General features: G+C 43.2%; 9 protein-coding genes. 4 read left to right on the plus strand and 5 right to left on the minus strand.

Going from position 1 to position 17,776, the window contains the following annotated elements:
• Nucleotides 1-123 precede the first annotated feature (123 nt).
• The 3 genes from ACFS6H_RS09795 to ACFS6H_RS09805 all read right to left on the minus strand — a co-directional run bounded on the left by ACFS6H_RS09795 (nt 124) and on the right by ACFS6H_RS09805 (nt 3,426).
• Nucleotides 124-1,179 (minus strand): DUF4917 family protein, encoded by a 1,056-nt coding sequence (locus ACFS6H_RS09795; RefSeq protein ID WP_386097794.1) that lies wholly within the window; start codon nt 1,177-1,179, stop codon nt 124-126.
• A gap of 214 nt (nt 1,180-1,393) precedes the next feature.
• Nucleotides 1,394-2,026, minus strand: a complete 633-nt coding sequence (locus ACFS6H_RS09800) for a hypothetical protein (protein ID WP_386097796.1) — start codon at nt 2,024-2,026, stop codon at nt 1,394-1,396.
• Between the two features lie 782 nt (nt 2,027-2,808).
• Entirely contained in the window at nt 2,809-3,426 is a 618-nt protein-coding gene (locus ACFS6H_RS09805) for a DUF6624 domain-containing protein (protein ID WP_386097798.1), read from the minus strand.
• A gap of 679 nt (nt 3,427-4,105) precedes the next feature.
• Between ACFS6H_RS09805 and rny the strand changes: the two genes are divergently transcribed.
• Together rny and rplS are read left to right on the plus strand one after the other, a co-directional pair.
• Nucleotides 4,106-5,671 carry a ribonuclease Y gene (rny, locus tag ACFS6H_RS09810; RefSeq protein ID WP_386097800.1) on the plus strand — a complete coding sequence of 522 codons (1,566 nt, stop codon included), beginning with the start codon at nt 4,106-4,108 and terminating at the stop codon, nt 5,669-5,671.
• 91 nt (nt 5,672-5,762) lie between these two features.
• The gene (gene rplS, locus ACFS6H_RS09815) at nt 5,763-6,155 is read left to right on the plus strand and encodes a 50S ribosomal protein L19 (RefSeq protein ID WP_386097802.1); all 393 of its coding nucleotides are present in this window, start codon (nt 5,763-5,765) and stop codon (nt 6,153-6,155) included.
• Between the two features lie 209 nt (nt 6,156-6,364).
• Here the strand turns inward: rplS and ACFS6H_RS09820 are convergent, their stop codons facing one another.
• Both ACFS6H_RS09820 and ACFS6H_RS09825 read right to left on the minus strand, forming a co-directional pair.
• Nucleotides 6,365-7,384: a PorP/SprF family type IX secretion system membrane protein gene (locus tag ACFS6H_RS09820; protein ID WP_386097804.1), complete on the minus strand. Its 1,020-nt coding sequence runs from the start codon at nt 7,382-7,384 to the stop codon at nt 6,365-6,367.
• A 3-nt stretch (nt 7,385-7,387) separates the two neighbouring features.
• Nucleotides 7,388-11,758 carry a PKD domain-containing protein gene (locus ACFS6H_RS09825; RefSeq protein ID WP_386097806.1) on the minus strand — a complete coding sequence of 1,457 codons (4,371 nt, stop codon included), beginning with the start codon at nt 11,756-11,758 and terminating at the stop codon, nt 7,388-7,390.
• Nucleotides 11,759-11,953: 195 nt separating this feature from the next.
• Between ACFS6H_RS09825 and ACFS6H_RS09830 the strand changes: the two genes are divergently transcribed.
• The gene (locus ACFS6H_RS09830) at nt 11,954-14,365 is read left to right on the plus strand and encodes a hypothetical protein (RefSeq protein ID WP_386097808.1); all 2,412 of its coding nucleotides are present in this window, start codon (nt 11,954-11,956) and stop codon (nt 14,363-14,365) included.
• A 266-nt stretch (nt 14,366-14,631) separates the two neighbouring features.
• Nucleotides 14,632-17,679 (plus strand): DUF5723 family protein, encoded by a 3,048-nt coding sequence (locus ACFS6H_RS09835; RefSeq protein ID WP_386097810.1) that lies wholly within the window; start codon nt 14,632-14,634, stop codon nt 17,677-17,679.
• Nucleotides 17,680-17,776 lie beyond the last annotated feature (97 nt).

The raw sequence follows: 17,776 nt of genomic DNA on the forward strand, positions 1-17,776 counted from the left end.
TAAATATTAAGAACTAAAGCTGGGCTTTATTCGTCGAGCCCCGAACTACAGTACAATAGAGTTACCGCTGCTGATTGTTCCAATGTCAAGCCTCACTATTGGCAATACCAATGTTGTATGCCGTTAAGTTCCCCAAACATTTACTGTCCTTGCATCGTATGGTGTCACTTTGCATTTGAACTTGTCTTTAATTTCAAGAATGTGTTCTAAGGCTTCGTCAGAATAAACACCAATGTAAACACTCCATAGTTTGTTTGCAGGTTTCTTTTTTGCTGCAATGTTAATTGCGTCGATAATATGAGTGTCGTATTCGCCGAAATTAAAGCCAAATGTTACTAATGAACCCTCTATGTCACAAAGCCGTTCAAAACAAAAAGACAAATACTTATTGTGCATTATGTGCATTAGCTTTTCTTTTCCATTGCCTGCTGTTACAAAAATTGGATATTCTTTCTTGTCAATTCTGTCCTTAACGTTTTGAAGCAAATAGTGTTCTGTGTCATACTGAACTTTTACAATGTTAATTCCTGTGTCAAATATTGGGAGTGTACCATGTAAGTAATGAATGGTTTGTTCCTTTTTATGTTTACCCCATCTTAATTCTGAGTACTCAAAATCATCGGGGTCGATATATTCTTCACCATCAAGGTTAGTTTCCAAGTCTCGTCCGAAACCATCAATTGCATTTTGAGCAGAGTTACGCATTAGAACCCAATAAAGAAGTAAGTCGTAGTTTGTTGAAAAAACGTAGCCGCCTCGATTAATATATTCTTGTAAAAAATTCATACATGCCTGACTTTTTTCTACGGGTACTTTAAACACATGTTCAGGATGTAATTCTTTGACTGCATCAATCAAACTATTCTTTAGCTTTTCTATTGCATCTTTAATCTTTGGTACTAATGTTTTGTCGTCGCTAAAAATCTCGGCGATTTCGCAGAAGTTGTCTAACTGCTGCATGATTAGCTCAAAGTTCTTTGTGTTTAATTTTTGAAATAATTGCTGTATCAGTGGGTCGCCTGTAGTTTCAATGAAATTGCTTAATGCGTTGTATGAGAAAATGTTTTTGTCATAAGCCATACTAAAACCATTGCCGAATAACAGATGCTTTTTTCGCCCTCTTGGTCCATTTAAGTACGTTATAACTTCTTGATAGGTCTTTAACTCGTTGATTTTCATTTTGTGGATGGCGTCGGTTTTAATGGTATACAGCGAGCAGGGCTTTATGCAGGTTGGGAAATAGAATTCCGTCTGCCTGAAACCGCTGCTGATTGAAAATATGTTGATGAAGTTTAGTACAAAAACTGATAAATATTCGTCTGCTGAAACTGAAGCTGGGATTTGTAATTAGCTGATGTTACAAGGTCAAGCCCCACTTGCATGAACCCCAATGTTACCTGCCGTATTGTTCATAATACTGGTTGATTAATTCCGACAGAGTTTTGTTTTTTGAGTTATAAACTAAAGTAAGATTTGTCTCAAATGCAGGGAAAATAAGTTTTGTGTCAAACTCTTTATCAATGTTTGGAAAAACCTCTTTAAGTTTTATAATGAACTGAAACCAACCATCAATTTCCTCTGTCAACCGAATACGCGTATCGTTTTTCAGGAAGACCTCAATGTTTAATTCGTCAACTGTCATTAAATCTCTTTTGAATGCAAAGATTGATTTAATATCTGCCCAGGCTACAAAAATTGTTTGGTCTTTGTCCGAAAAATAAAAACCTGTGTGAACATATTGAAACACTCCTGTGTCGTTGTATCTTAAATCAAATGCCTTTTGTTGAATTAATTTTCCGTCTTTAGATTTTGTGTCAACCCATGCGAACTTTGGATAGAACATGTGATACAAAACATAAATAATAAATACTGCGGCTCCGATTAAGATTGTCCAAAACCAAAAGGAAGAATATCTATTACTACAAAAAATGTCAAAAAGAAAAATTGTAGGAATAATTAATAGCCAAAGCTTGTCCCATTTGTTACTCCAAAAAACTCTTTTACCGTCTAATTGTTTTGTGTCCATTGTAGTATGTCACTTGATATGGCTGTTAACACGTGTATTTATGTTATTATATTCAATATACAAAAATATTTTGCTACTGTAAATCAAAGATTTTGTATTATACTTTTTGTATTGTTGTTAGGACAATACGATTTTTTGCTATCACCAATTTGTTTGCTCTTTTTTTCATAAACGCATAAGCCCAAATAAAATACGCTGCTTGTTTTGGTGTATAATTGGTTCAAAATAAATGGTGGTCATGGTGTTTAAGCAGTTTTTTGCCTGGTTAACATGGCTTCGCCTTCCTCAGTTACACTAAATAAACAGGTAAAAGGTGGCTAATGGTAGTTTGAAGATAAATAGCATTTTTTGCGTTTGCAAGAAGAAATTAGACAAAGTAGCGTGTTTTTATATATGTATAAATGTTTGTATATGTTGTGCTGATGACAGGCTGCTGGATTATAGTGGAAAGCCTGCAGGCCCGACGCAGGAGGGCCGGGGACTTGAAACGAAAAGCCGGAACTGCTGCTGACCGGTGTTACTGCTGCTGACAGCCCCAAAACAATTGACAAGAAAATACTGATGTTCTTCGTTTTTGTTCATATGAATCCGAAACTATTTTGTCTGCCAGATGTGGGGCGGTAGAGGACTGATTGATCAGTTACCACTACCTGACCCATTATTTGTACTAGATTTCCTATTGCTGGGGTTTCTATAACATCCGTATCAAGTTTTCCAGCTTTTGCGTTTAGAACATATTCGTAAACCCTCTATATTGATAAACTACCTGGTGGCTATCGTAATCATTTCTTCCGGTTCATTTGTTTATGTAATTCGGTTGCCTTTACTAAATATTTTTCTAATGTTTCCATTTTAAAAGCCGCTCGTCTTTGATCTACATTTTGTTTGTCCTTAAGATTTTTAGGGATTGCATTACCCTCGGTGTCATACTCAAGTTGTGTTCCGTATAACTGCTCTTTTCCACTGTTTATTTGCACCCTATCATAGAGATAGGCATATTCTCTTCCGGATATTTGGCCTTTGTCAACTTGTTTTTTTATAATGGGAAGCATTTTTTTCTGAAAACTTATGTCCTTGTCGGCATGTTGAATTAATGTAAAAAAATGTAAAGTACTTTCTTTTCCTACCTTGTCAACTGTTGGATAACCGTTGTCGCTATAGATTTTTTTTAGAATTGGGATGTGTTTTTCAAATGTTTGTATTTGGATTTTTTCATATACTGCAAATGTGTCGATAGAACCAGTTCTTTGATATGCATCGATTGCGTTTTGTTGCACCGCCTGATCAGCACTATATAAACTGTCAATAAATACTTTAAGTACGGGATTAGAAATCTTGTCTTGTCCAAGTAATGAGATGCTTGTGAAAAACATTAAGAATCCGAATATAACTTTTTGCATAGTAGGTGTTTTTGATCGATAGCTTTCTGGGTTATAATAATATGATTTTTAACCATCAGTTTATACGACTTTTCCTGTGAATAGCCTAATGTGCTTGTAAGATTGGCCAGTTGCTTCCTGCTTGAGCTAATAAGGCTTCGCCACTTTTAGTTAAACCCTAGAAAGGTAATAAGATGCTAATGCCGTTTTGAAGATAATAAACTTTTTTATGGAAAAAAAGGAGGGTTTCAGGAGATAAAAAATATAATAAGAAAAAGTAATGGATAAATGGAGAACAGGGGATAACCATTAAAGGATACCTGATTGTAGGGAAAAGCCCGGGAGGCCAACTGACCTGACCGAGGGCAGGGAGAAAGAAACGGAGCTTTTGTTCCGGATTGGTAACGAAACCCGGAACTGCAGCAAGTTACCAAAGCTGAAAGCCCCTAAATGTTATAAGTTTTGAGTTATAGATACTAAGTTTTCAGGTAGCTCAACGGTTGAAAGTACTTACCTCCATGGCTTGATTTATATCTACTAAAATGCTAACGGACAAACAAATATGGAGGGGATGGCAAAAAAATTACAAATTAGTGTCTATCTTCGCCCCTATGCCTTATCTTTCGGGTAAGTGCAATTTTTAGACAAGCAATGGTAAAAAACAAACACCATATTACGGAATTAATTAAACAACACATTCATGGAGCCCAATATAATTTATTTAATTGTAGGCGTACTGGCCCTTGCGGCGGGCATTGTAGCGGGTAAACTAATTTTTTCGAAGAACACGCAACAGAAGATCACGGAAGCAGAACAACAGGCACAGGGAATTATCAGGGAGGCAGAGTTAAAAGCCGAGAATATCAGGAAAGAGAAGGAACTGGAAGCCAAAGAGAAGTTTGTACAACTGAAGGCCAACCACGATAAAGAGGTAAATGAAAGGAACCGCAAGATCAACGATGTAGAGAATAAGATCCGCCAGAAAGAGCAGTCGGTAAACCAGAAAGAGACCAGTTTAGACAAACAGATCAAGGAGAACGACGCCATTAAGGAGAACCTGAACCGCCAGATTGAGGTGGTAAATAATAAAAGGACCGAGCTGGAGAAACACCAGGAGGAGCATATCCGCCGCCTGGAGAAGATAGCCGGTTTGACCGCTGAAGAGGCCAAGACCCAGATCATTGAGAGCCTGAAAAGCGAAGCGCATACACAAGCTATTGGTATTCAACAGGAGATAATTGACGAGGCCAAACAAAAGGCGAATAAGGAAGCCCGTAAAATTGTTATCCAGACCATTCAGCGGACAGCTGCCGAGCAGGCCATTGAGAATTCCATTACCGTATTTAACCTGGAAAGCGACGAGGTAAAAGGCCAGATCATTGGCCGTGAGGGACGTAATATACGTGCCCTGGAAGCCGCTACCGGTGTGGATCTGATTGTAGATGATACCCCTGAGGCCATTTTATTATCCTGCTTTGACCCCTTACGCAGGGAGATAGCCCGCTTAAGTTTACAGCGCCTGGTGGCCGACGGCCGTATTCACCCTGCCCGTATTGAGGAAGTGGTGGAGAAAACCCGCAAACAGATTGAAGAGCAGGTGATGGAAATTGGTGAGCGGACTGTAATTGAATTAGGTATACATGGCATGCATAAAGAACTGGTACGTATGGTGGGCCGGATGCGTTTCCGTTCCTCTTACGGACAGAACTTATTGATGCACAGCCGCGAAACGGCTAATTTATGTGCCATTATGGCGGCAGAATTGGGCCTGAACGTGAAACTGGCCAAACGTGCCGGTTTGTTACACGATATTGGTAAAGTACCGGACGAAGAGAGCGAATTAAGCCACGCCTTAATAGGGGCCAAGCTGGCCGAGAAATACGGCGAGAACCCCGCGGTGGTAAATGCCATTGGCGCCCACCACGATGAGATGGAAATGCAATACGTGATTTCACCCATTATCCAGGCCTGTGACGCCATCAGCGGCGCCCGTCCCGGTGCCAGGAGGGAGATTATGCAGCAGTACCTGCAGCGTATCAAGGACTTAGAGAACCTGGCCATGAGTTATAACGGGGTGGAAAAAGCCTACGCTATCCAGGCTGGCCGTGAGTTAAGGGTGATCGTGGAGTCGGAAAAAGTAAGCGACCAGGAATCGGACCGTTTATCGTTTGAAATAGCCCAGAAAATACAGACCGAAATGACCTTCCCGGGCCAGATAAAAGTAACGGTGATCAGGGAAAAACGTGCGGTAAACGTGGCCCGATAGGCTGCGGAGGCAAAAAATAAAAATAATAGCGGTAATTGGTTGGGAAGTATGAATAAATCCCCTACCTTTGCCGTCCTTAAAAATAGCAATCATGAGCGCAGTAGCATTTATACACGAGCAATTGACTGGTAAGAAAGAATTCCCCCGCTTTAAAGCTGGTGATAATGTTACCGTTAACTATAGGATCATCGAGGGTAACAAAGAAAGGATCCAGTCTTTCAGAGGTGATGTAATTAAAAAACAAGGAACTGGTGCAACTGCCAGCTTCACTGTTCGTAAAATTTCTGACGGTGTTGGTGTAGAAAGGGTATTTCCTTTCTTTTCTCCAAACGTTGAGTCGGTTGTATTGAACAAAGTTGGCCAGGTACGTCGTGCCAAACTGTTTTATCAGCGTGGCCGTAGCGGTAAAAGCGCTCGTATCCAGGAAAAACGTATGTCAGTTGCTGTTGCTGAAGCAAGAGCAAAGGCAAAATCTGAAGCATAGTCTCAATCACTATAAAGAAGCTTTAAAAAGTCCGTTGGGTTTTACTCAGCGGATTTTTTTTGTAAGAATGTTCAAAGGTTCAATGTTCAAAGGTTCAATGTTCAAAGGTTCAATGTTCAAACGTTCAATGTTCAAACGTTCAATGTTCAAACGTTCAATAGTAAAAAGACAGGTCTTCACCAACTTTGAACCTTAAACTCTTGAACCTCCTAAAACCTCGGGCACCGCATATACTCCACCGTACTGTTGCGCAGGCGGAAGCCGGTATAGGTAACACCAATTTCAAAACCGCCGCGGCCGTAACTGGAGCTGCGGAGTTTAGAGATATTGACATCGTAACTAAAGGATACGGTGAAGGGTTTGTATTCCAGTTTCAGTACAGGGATAAAGGCATCGTTCCAGCGCAGGAAAGCGCCGGCCTCTAAGAAATAATCATAATCATCGGGATAGCCGCCGATCTTAATACCATAAGCGCCGCCAAAGACCGTTTCGGTAAAGCCCCCCTGGAAACTGTGATCGGCCATAAAAGTAGCTCTTGCATAATCGCCCATGGCCAGGCGTAATCCACCGGAGAATACCCACTTGCCGTTTAATTCAATATTGGGGTTGCGGTAGAAAGATTGTTTGGGCCGGTTGAAATGATGAAAAGCCACACCCAGGTAGTAATTATTATCCTGGTTATCATTTAGTCCTGCGTTGTAACTCATGCCCACGCTGCCATCAAAATAAGTATACTGGGGCTGGGCCAGGTTTTCGCCAATGCCGCCATTATCATACTGGGAGTTAGTGGTCATTTTAGAAGGGTCGAAACGGCGTTGTATCACCCCACCCGTTACGCCCAGCGATAAGTAACTATTCTTTTCATTACTTAAAGATTTTTGGTAATTAACGCCCGGCAGTATATGGGTAGAGGTCCAGCCAATGGTGCCGGCACGGTCATATAAAACCTGCAGGGAAGGCGTAATAAAGTCATTACCGCGGCCTACAGCAAATTTCATTTCCCCGTTTACCGAGCCTGTACGATAGGCATTGGCCACACTGTTCCACTGGTCGCGGTAAACGCCCTGTACGCGGGTATCGCCATTGTATAAACCTGCCAGTGCAGGGTTGCGTAACAAAGGCGTTTCAAAAAACTGTGAAAAGTGCAGGTCCTGTGCAAAACCGGTACTGCCGGTTGCCAGCAGCAACAGGAGCAGTAAGTTTTGTATGACAGGTTTATAGCTATACATAGGTTACTGAATTAAGGCAATATTGCCGTTTAAGCGGATTGTTTCTCCGTTGGCGCATTGTACCTCTACCTGGTACACATATACATCGGCCACCGGTGCTTTGTTCTTGTACCGCCCATCCCAGCCATGTACAGGGTTGTTGGGCGGAAACTCTCTTTTTTCAAATACCACTTCGCCCCAGCGGTTGAATATGCGTAAGGATTTTATTAAGTACAAGCCTGTGCCACGCGGGTAAAAAACATCGTTGCTGCCATCGCCATTTGGTGAAAAAGTGTTGGGCATAAACAGGTTGCCGTTTAAACAAACCACCACCACATCAATACTGCTTTGGTTACGGCAGCCGTTAATATCGCTGAAGTTAACCGTGTAAGTGGTGTTGAACTGAGGCCCGGCTTCGGGTGTGGCACAACTGGTACAACTGAGTCCCCTGACCGGGGTCCAGCTCCAGTTATTGACACCGTCAGAGTAAGTAGCCGGTATCAATACCGAGTAACCGGATTGTACGGTGATCTGTCCCGGCATGGTAACAGTAGGCAGTGGATTAACGGTAATAGGTTGACGTACTGTTGTAGCACAGCCGCTGCTGTTGGTAGCAATAGCCTGTACCATAAAGCTGCCTGCCGTATTATAGGTTTGTATAGGCGGATTTTGTACTGCAGCGGTATTGCCGTTGGGGAAGGTCCATTGCCAGCTGACCACCGAAGTATCGGGTACCAGGAATACACCCGTGTGCAAGAGGGTTTCATGGATACAGGTAGCCGTATCACCACCAATATCAATGATGGGGCTTTGTACCACTTTAATGGCATTGGGAATAGTAAAGGAATTGGTACAGTTGCTGAGACTGGTTTCTACCGTAAGCGTAACATCATAGCTGCCGGGACTGGTGTAGTTATGCACCGGGTTTTGCAGGGTAGAAGTACCACCATCGCCAAATGACCATTGGTAAGAGCGGATAGGATCGCTGAAAGTAGTAGAGTCGGTAAAGCTGACACGGCCACTATCGCAAAGCAGTGCCGGTGTAAACCCAAAGTTTACATTGGCGCCGGACACACGTATGGTATCAAGACCTGTAACCGGTATTAAACAACCGGAGGGGTCCTGCATGATCACCCGGGGTAAAAAATTACCATGTGATTGAAATATATGTGAGGCATCGGGTGTGGTAGTAACGGTGGTATTGCCATCGCCGAAATCCCAGAAATAGCTTTCGATGGTAGAAGCAGTGTTCAGGGTAAGGTTAGCGGTTAAGGGGTTACAACCGGCAATTGGTGTATAACTGAGCCCTGTACCTGTTGTATCTTCTACATGGATGTTGACAAAGGCACTGTCGATACAACCACCCGGACTGGCAATGGTAAGTTTTACCCTGTAGGTGCCGGGCGAATTATAATAGTGTACGGGGTTTGGTAAGGTTGAGGTTCCCTGGCCCGGACCAAAATCCCAGTGTATACTATTGAAATGGGTGGAAGTGTTTGTAAACTGTACTTCCAGGGGCGTACAGGAACCGATAGAATCGTTTACCGTAAAGCTGGCTTCGGGCTCCAGTACAGTAATATAATTGGGTCTGACAATAGAGTCCAGGCAACCATTATTATCCGTCACAAACAATTTAATCGTATACAGACCTGCAGCAGGATAATTATAAGTGGGGGAGACATCGGTAGAAGTAACACCGTTGCCGAAATCCCAAAAACTGGTGAATCCCCCTGCGGTAGTTCCGTTTATAAAAGTTACGGGCGCATTTGGGCAGGTAAGCGTTTCGCCTGAAGAAAAATCCGGAATAGGATTGGTGGTGGTAACCAGGTTGTTCAGGGTTATACTGTCGCTACAGCCTGCAGCATCGGTAACAATCATTTTGACATGGAAGATGCCCGTTTGATTGTAAGTATGCTGGTAAGGCGGTGCAGTAAAGGTTTGTATCGTACCATCACCAAAGTCAAACCTGCGGGAAACAATGGCATTGATACCATCGGTGGTGCTGTTATCGGTAAAGATAGTAGTCATACCACTACAGCCGTTTGTATTGGCAGCGGTGAAGTTGGCAACAGGTCCGTTTACCCGTATGTAATTATTTTTAATGATCGTATCCCTGCAGTCATTTATGTCTACTGCAATCAGCATTACATTGTAGATACCCGATTGCTGGTAAGTATGTGTTGCCGGACTATAACCCAGTATAGTAGTATTGCCGTCGCCAAAATCCCAAACCAGGTTGGATACTGCCCCCGGGGGGATATTCGAAGGTGTAAAAGTAACTGGCTGGCCCCGGCATATGGAAGTCTGGTTTGCCGTAAAATCAGGCGCTATAGAAATCGTACTGATATTTTGCGAAATACTATGCGAACAACTGCCGTTGGTAACAGTAAGGGTTACAGTATAATTACCAAAAGCGGGGAACACATGTGTTGGGTTTTGTGTTGTGACAAGAGGACTGCCATCTCCAAAATTCCAGGTCCAGCTAACCGCCCCAACCGATTGGTCAGTAAAAGAAAATTCAAGCCGGTTATTACAATTGGCAGTTGAAATAAAACGGGCAATAGGTGGTAATACCCTGATGATATTGGTGTGAGTAATACTCGCTTCGCAACCATTATTGATGGCTGTAAGCGTTACATTAAAGTAACCTGTGTCGGTGTATGTATGAGCGGGATGTTGCAGGGTAGAGGTATTGCCATCACCAAAATCCCATACCCAGGAGTCGGCGGGTACGGACAGGTCGGTAAACTGGACCGGTTGATAAGCACAGGTAATACCTGGATTTACTGAGAAGTCAACAGATGGTATGGTTCCTACCCGTACCACGCCGGGCATGGTAAGCGTTTCGGTGCAGCCAGTACTGGTGGTAATGGTCAGCGTAACCGTATAAGTACCTTGTGCCGTATAAGTATGGGAAGGTGTTGGTGTGGTAACTACGGGGCTGCCGTCACCAAAATCCCATTGATAGGAAGTAACAGCATCAAGCGTATTGATATTGGGTACGGGATTGATGGTATAAGGTACACAACCGTTGGCCGGAAGGCCGGTTACCTGTATTACCGGGCGTTGTATCCTGATATAATTATTTTGTGTTAATGTATCCCGGCAGCCATTGGCATTGGTGGTAATTAACCTTACGGTGAAATTGCCATAGCCAGTATAATTGTGCACCGGGTTCTGTAGGGTGGAGGTTCCTCCATCGCCAAAGCTCCAGTCCCATGACACCGCTCCCGGTGTCTGATCCTGGAAAGTTACAGCCAGCGGCGGCGTACAGCTAACACGTGGTGAAGCCGTAAAAGCCGTAGCCGGTAATGCGTGAACGGTAATAGGTGCGGTAAAGGTTTCGCTGCAATTACCATAGTTAGCTGTTAAGGTAACTGTATAGGTACCCGGGCTCGTAAAATGATGGGTCGGGTTAAGGTCGGTGGAGGTATTGCCGTCACCAAAATTCCAGAGCACTGAAGCAGGTGCCGGAGTGGACGTATTGACAAAATTGGCTGGTTGCCTGGCGCAAATGGCGGCCGGGCCGGTAAAGCCTGTTCTATAACCGCCTACCATGATGGGTGCGGGCGTACGTGCCGTATCCCGGCAGCCATTACTGCTGATAGTAACCAGTGTTGCCGTATAATTACCGGCATTGGTATAGGTATGTGTCGGGTTGGTAATATTATCGGTGCCACCATCACCAAAAAGCCATTGATAGGTGAGGGTTCCCGGCCCGGTGGAAGTGTTGGTAAAACTTACAGCTGCCGGCGGCTGGCAAACGGTGGGTGAAGTATGGGTAAAACCGGCGGTAACCCCCGGCGTAACATTGATATAAGCATTGCGGCTTATGACCCTTGTACAGCCTTTATCGTTTGTGACCCTTAAGGTAACAGCAAATGTTCCGGCCGTGGTATAGGTTACTGAAGGGTTTTGTGCGGTAGAGGTAGTGCCGTTACCAAAATCCCACAACCAGCTGGTGTTGGTATTATTGGTGCCGGGTGTACTGAGATCGGAAAAGTTGACCCGTAAAGGAAAACAACCGCTGGTTATGTCGGCCTGAAAATTGACGGTGGGTGCCTGGTGTACCACGATATAGGCGGTACGGGTAAGGGTATTACTTCCGCTTGCATTGGTGGCAGTAAGGGTAACGGTATAAGTGCCCGGATCAAAATAGGAAGCAGTGGGGTTTTGTACACCTGATGTATTGCCATTGCCGAAGCTCCAGCTCCAGGATGTAGGAGAACCCAGCGACTGGTCCTGGAAATTTACAACCAGGGGAGAACAACCGGAAATAATATTTGCCGTGAAATTGGCAGAAGGTACCTGGCCCAATAACCAGAACGGGCATAACAGGAATGCGCATAAAAGCAGGCGGTGGTTATATACATAAGCTAGTTTGGCTAAGGACATCAGGTATTTTCTTTATTCCAATAATGAATGACAGGTAACTGCAAAAATTGTTCCCATCTTATCGTTCCTGTTTAAAATTATTATTGCTACTAACCTTTTTGAAGAAGGTAATGTAAATGTATAGGTATTCAGGTGAAAAAATATATTTGAAAGGCAGATTTGCAAAAACCGTATTTTATGTAGTATATTTTAGACATGAAATGTTTATTACCGGTTGTTTTGCTCCTCCTTTTTACAACAAAGTCACTATCGGCCCAGGAGCCGGTGACGCAGCTGAAAACCTGGCGTGAATATAACCCCATTGAAAAACTATACCTGCATACAGACCGGGAAACTTATTTCCCAGGGCAGCAGGTCTGGCTAAAAGGGTATTTGCTTATGGATTTTTTGCCATCGGTAAAAAGCTCCGGCATGTATGTGGAGTTGCTGGATGGTCAGCAGGTTATTGACCGGCAGGTATTCCCGGCCATCGGCGGGCTTAGCCGGGGGCAGATTGACCTGCCGGACACCCTGGCCGAAGGACTGTATACCATCAGGGCTTATACCTTACAGATGCTTAACCATGAGCCCGCCTACTTGCATAAAAAACTGATCAGGATCATTAACAGTAATAAATCCGAAAAGAAAACTAAGACCTTACCGGGTAATGCCATTAACCTGCACTTTTTTCCCGAAGGAGGCAATTTAATAACCGGGCTGAATAATACCGTGGCATTTAAAATTACAGACCAGGCGGGCATGCCCGTAAATGGTAAGGGTAGGGTATTTGACAGCCAGGGCAAGGAAGTGGCCAGGTTTACCAGTTACCATGATGGCATGGGGTATTTTGATCTACCGGTAGTTGACGGAATAGATTATTATGCGGTACCGGATGGGCTGGACAATCAAAAATACCCGCTACCACAGCAAACGAAAAAAGGCGTGGTATTAAGGGTGTTTAATGTGGCAAATGGTAAACAATTTGAAATACAGCAAACCGGGACAGACCCAGCTTTTAAGGCCGCTTATATTGTAGGGCAGATGCAGCACCATGTAGTATTTACCAAAAACCTGCAAAAGGAAAAGGAAGAGCATACAGGTACTTTACAAACGGCCAATCTTTTATCCGGTGTAATGCAGATAACGGTATTCAATGATCAACACCAGCCCCTGGCAGAACGGCTAACCTTTGTTGATAATAAGGAATACCGCGTTCCGGCGGCATTGCTGACAGAGACGGTGAATAACAGCAACAGGCAAAAGAATAACTGGATAATAAACTTCCCTGCATCTTTTACCGGTAATATATCGGTGGCTGTTACTGATGCCGGTTTTGATACGGCAACTTACCGGGATAATAATATTCTTTCAGGCTTTCTTTTGAATGCAGACATAAGAGGATATGTGCATTGCCCTTCCTGGTATTTTACAAATGAAGGCGAAGCTGTGGACAATGCATTGGACCTGGTAATGATGACCAATGGATGGCGCAGGTTCCGGTGGGAGGAGCTGCCGGTGAAAACAGCTACACCACTGCGTTACAAGGATCCGGGTTTTATACAGGTAAAAGGACAGGTTAATATAAACAATACAAAGAAGGTGTTCTCGGATAAAAACTTTTTATTGAAAGTAATTACTGCCGATACGTCTGCACATACACAACTGGTGAAAACGAATACCAGGGGGGAATTTGTTATTGATTCCATGTTCTTCTTTGGAAAGGCCAAACTCTTATTTACGGATATAAAAGGCCGTAGGGGTAACGATATCAAAGTACAGGCTTCCGGCGATTCATTGATGCAGGTGTTTCAGTTACCTGCTGAAAAAACGCCTGGGTTACGATCTGCAGATGATGCCTTATTCACCAGCTTCTTTAATGCTTACCAGCAACAATTAAGCAAAACCCTTGCAGGTGTAACGGTAAAAGCTAAAAAGAAAACAACGGTGGAAGAGCTGGAGAGCCGGTATGTCAGTGGATTATTTGCCGGCGATGCCGTAAGGAAAATGAACTTGCTGGAAGAAACTATGTATGGTTATAACAATATATTTGATTATATACAATTCAGGGTGCCCGGTGTAGGTGTGGTAATGAATGAAGAGACCAATGAACAACAGCTTTACTACAGGCATAATCAGAACTCCACTATCAGTTCTATGGGTAGCGAAGCCATGACCTTATATCTGGATGAGATAGAAACAAGCTCCTCTGTGCTTGCGGGTATACCGGCTTCAAAAATTGCTTATATAAAAGTGTTCTCCAGTTTTGTAGGAGCATCAGGGGCTGGTGGAAATGGTGTGATGGCTTTTTATACCCGTAAAGGCGATGATGCATTGGCGGATGTATCACTGCTGGGCGATGAATTTTTATATACCGGTTATACGGTAATAAAAGATTTTTATGCTCCTGATTATGCAACTGCAAAAAAAGACGATGGATCTCCTGATGAACGTATCACGCTCTACTGGAATGCAGGTATACCCGTTGATAAAAAAGAAAATAAAGTCCCCGTTACTTTCTTCAATAACGATAAAACAAAAAGATTTAAAGTTGTTGTGGAGGGCGTATCGGACGAAGGGCGCCTGGTATTTATAGAAAAAATTATAGAGCCCAATAAAAAAGCTTTCTAAACATAATTCAAAAAATATATTAGCACATACTATTGAAATGTGTAATACGTGTAATAGATTACACGTATTTTTTTATATGTAATATGTATTGTGTAAAATGATTATGCTTAGTTAGTTATAATACTAAAAAAGTTTTTATTTGAGCTGAGAATAACCATGCAGGTCCTTTTGGTACAGTTTTTTCATTAGGTATTAAATAATTACTTTTTCCGGTAGTTCCCCTCTACATCTTTTGTTATTAGTTGTTAATACCTAAATTTTTTCTCATGAGAAAACACCTACTCTCTATTTTTAGTATTTTAATTTTTACAACCTATGCCCGCAGTCAGGATATGTTAGGGCTGAGCACCGGTAATTATACAGGTGTTACAGGTATGAACCTAAATCCTGCGAGTATAGTGGACAGCCGCTTAAAATTTGACCTTAACCTTATCGGTGTCAGTACTTATTTCTCCAACAACTATTTATCGGTTAAACGTACAGCCTTGCTGGATGGTTCTTTTTTCCGCGATAAATATAAGGACTGGAGCATGGTGCAAAGAGACCTGCTGGAAGAAAATACACTAAAGGCAAATGAAAAGGTAAATCTGCGTTTAAATACCCGTGTTATTGCCCCCATTTCATTTATGCTTTCGGCCGGTAAACGTTCGGCTATTGCGCTGAGCATTAATAACCGTACCGGTATGTACGTGGATAATATCAACCAGGACTTTGCCAGGTTGGCCTATCGCAGTTTTGATGATAATAGTTTTTACGGTCGCACCATGAATATGAATGGCCTCAGCAGTAATACCTTAAACTGGCTGGATGTGGGACTTACTTACGGTACTGTATTGATCGACCAGGGCAATCACTTTTTGAAAGGCGCTTTTACCGCCAAATATATCGGGGGTATAGCTTCGGGTTATTTCCAGGCAGATGAACTGAGTATGAGCTTTACCAATAGCCAGGATGTAAATGTAACCACACCACATATGCAATACGGCCATGGTAATAAACTAAGCCTGGACATGTATAAATCCCTTTCTTTAAAATCATTACGTCCCGAGGCAGAGGGCTTTGGCTGGAATGCCGGCCTGGTATATGAATACCGGGGTAAAATTGATAAGTTTAAATACCTCACACCGGAGTATGAAGAAAGAACCCGGCGCGATTATAACAAATACGCTTTCAGGATAGGCTTTGCTATTATGGACGCGGGTAAACTGACCTTTAATAAAGGCGGGTTTAATAACGACTTCTCCATGAATGCAGTGAACTGGAACCTGAACAACCGGGTTATTAAAAATATTAATGCGGTAGATACCTTGTTATCAGAACAGGCCGTGTATAGTACCTTGGGTGAAGGTTCGTATACAGTGGCCCTGCCTACTGCTTACAGTGCACAGTTAGATGTACATATGGGCCGCGGCTTCTATATAAACGCCATGACCTATCAACCCATGAAGCTCAGTAATACCGACCGTAAAGTGAGGGTAGAGCCGGCCTATGCCATTACACCCCGTTTTGAATCAAGGGTATTTGGCTTTTACCTGCCCGTGTCCTATACTAAATTCGACAACTGGAATGTGGGCGCTACCCTGCGGTTAGGACCTGTTTATATAGGATCTTCCAACCTGGGTTCCCTGGCTTTCAATAAAAAAGTACCGAGTGCGGATATACATGCCGGGGTTAGGATACCCATCGCATACGGCAGTCCTTCTAAAATTGCTAAACTCTTCGATCGTATCAGTGAAAGGCCCGGAGCTACGGTAGTAGCGGTGGCACCTGTTACCCGGATACAGGATTCTGTTATGCTGGCCAGGCAAAAAGAATTGGACTCCCTGAAAATGGTATTGCAGCAACTGGAAAGGCAACGGCTTATCGACTCTGTCAGGCTTTCTTACCTGCAGCTTACACCTGCCGCAGCACCTGTACCACCGGTTAATATTACCATCAATAACTATAGCGGTAATCCAGAAAGATCAACGGTTGTGGTTGACTCTTTATTAAAACGTACGGTGACGGATACGGCCATGATTAAAAAAATAAAAGATACCGTTATATTGAAACCCGCCACTGCTGCAATTCCTGTACAAACAGAATTACAACAGCTACAGGCGCAGAAGGATGCTCAGACGGATACATTATTGCGTTTACTGGCCGAAAAAGAATTGAGGTTAAAAGAACTGGAAGCCGCCAAAACACCGGTACGGGATACCATTATCGTTACCCGGGATACTTTGATCAGTCAACCCGTAGTACCGGAGGAAAAAAAGAAGCCGAAAGAAACAAGGAAAGGCATCTTCAATATATTCAGCAGGAACGAAAAAAAAAAGATAGATAAGGAAAGCGTTGATACCATACAACGCCAGGTTAAAGCCGATCCTGCTGCGACAGCAGGATCGGCCATTCCTGTCAATGCACAATATGAAAGCGAATATGCAGCCCTCAATAAGGAGATTGTGCAGTTAAGGGAGACGCTCAATACTTACCGGGCACAACCCCAACCGGTAGTAACCAATAACACCGCAACAAGAGATGCACTCAATGCACAGGCGCAGAACGATGCGTTGCGCAGGGAGATAGAAGCCTTGAGAACTTCAATCAATAATAATAATAACAGGACTATACCACCCGTAACCATGGTAGTTTCACCATCCAATAATGATAAAAATTATAACAAAAGACTGGAAGATGAGATCAGTCGCTTAAGGAACGACCTGAATATTTATAAAAGCAATAATCCTGCACCGGTTTATCTCAACCCGGTTATCAGTACACCACTACAACAAACTGCCGTGGCACCGGGAAAAGATACTATCTATATCAGCGATACGCTTCGCCTGCGGGATACTGTGCATGTGCGGGATACTGTGCATGTGCGGGATACACTTCGTATTACCGATACCGTACAACAGGTAATAGCCGGAACAAAGCCTGTGGAGATTAAACCTGCCCCGGTAGTGGTAGACAATACACCGGCCAACCTGGTGAGTATGCAACTGGAAAAAATACTGTTCAATGTAAACGAGGTAAAAGTAAGGCCTGCTTACTATGCCACACTTAATTTTATTGCCGAAAGCCTGCGTAAATATCCTTCACTTGCTTTAAAAATTGATGGTTATACAGATAAAACAGGATCAGTTGCTGTTAACGAAAAGCTGTCAAAACAACGGGCTGAAAGTGTAAAGAACTACCTGTTACAGAAAAATGTTGCTGCCACGCAGTTAATTGTCAGTAACCACGGTCCAAACGAACCCATAGCCGAAAACAATACCCGTACAGGCCAGGCTTTGAACCGCAGGGTGGAACTGCAATTCATACAACAATAAGGAAAAGGAGCAGCCGCTGTAGTGCTGTGCCGGGCTGTAGTATCCCGCTTTTAGCTTCAAGCCGCGCCGGGTAATACATGTGAAGCGTTGGTAAAAA

It is taken from the genome of Terrimonas rubra, assembly GCF_042686025.1.
Lineage (GTDB): Bacteria > Bacteroidota > Bacteroidia > Chitinophagales > Chitinophagaceae > Terrimonas > Terrimonas rubra.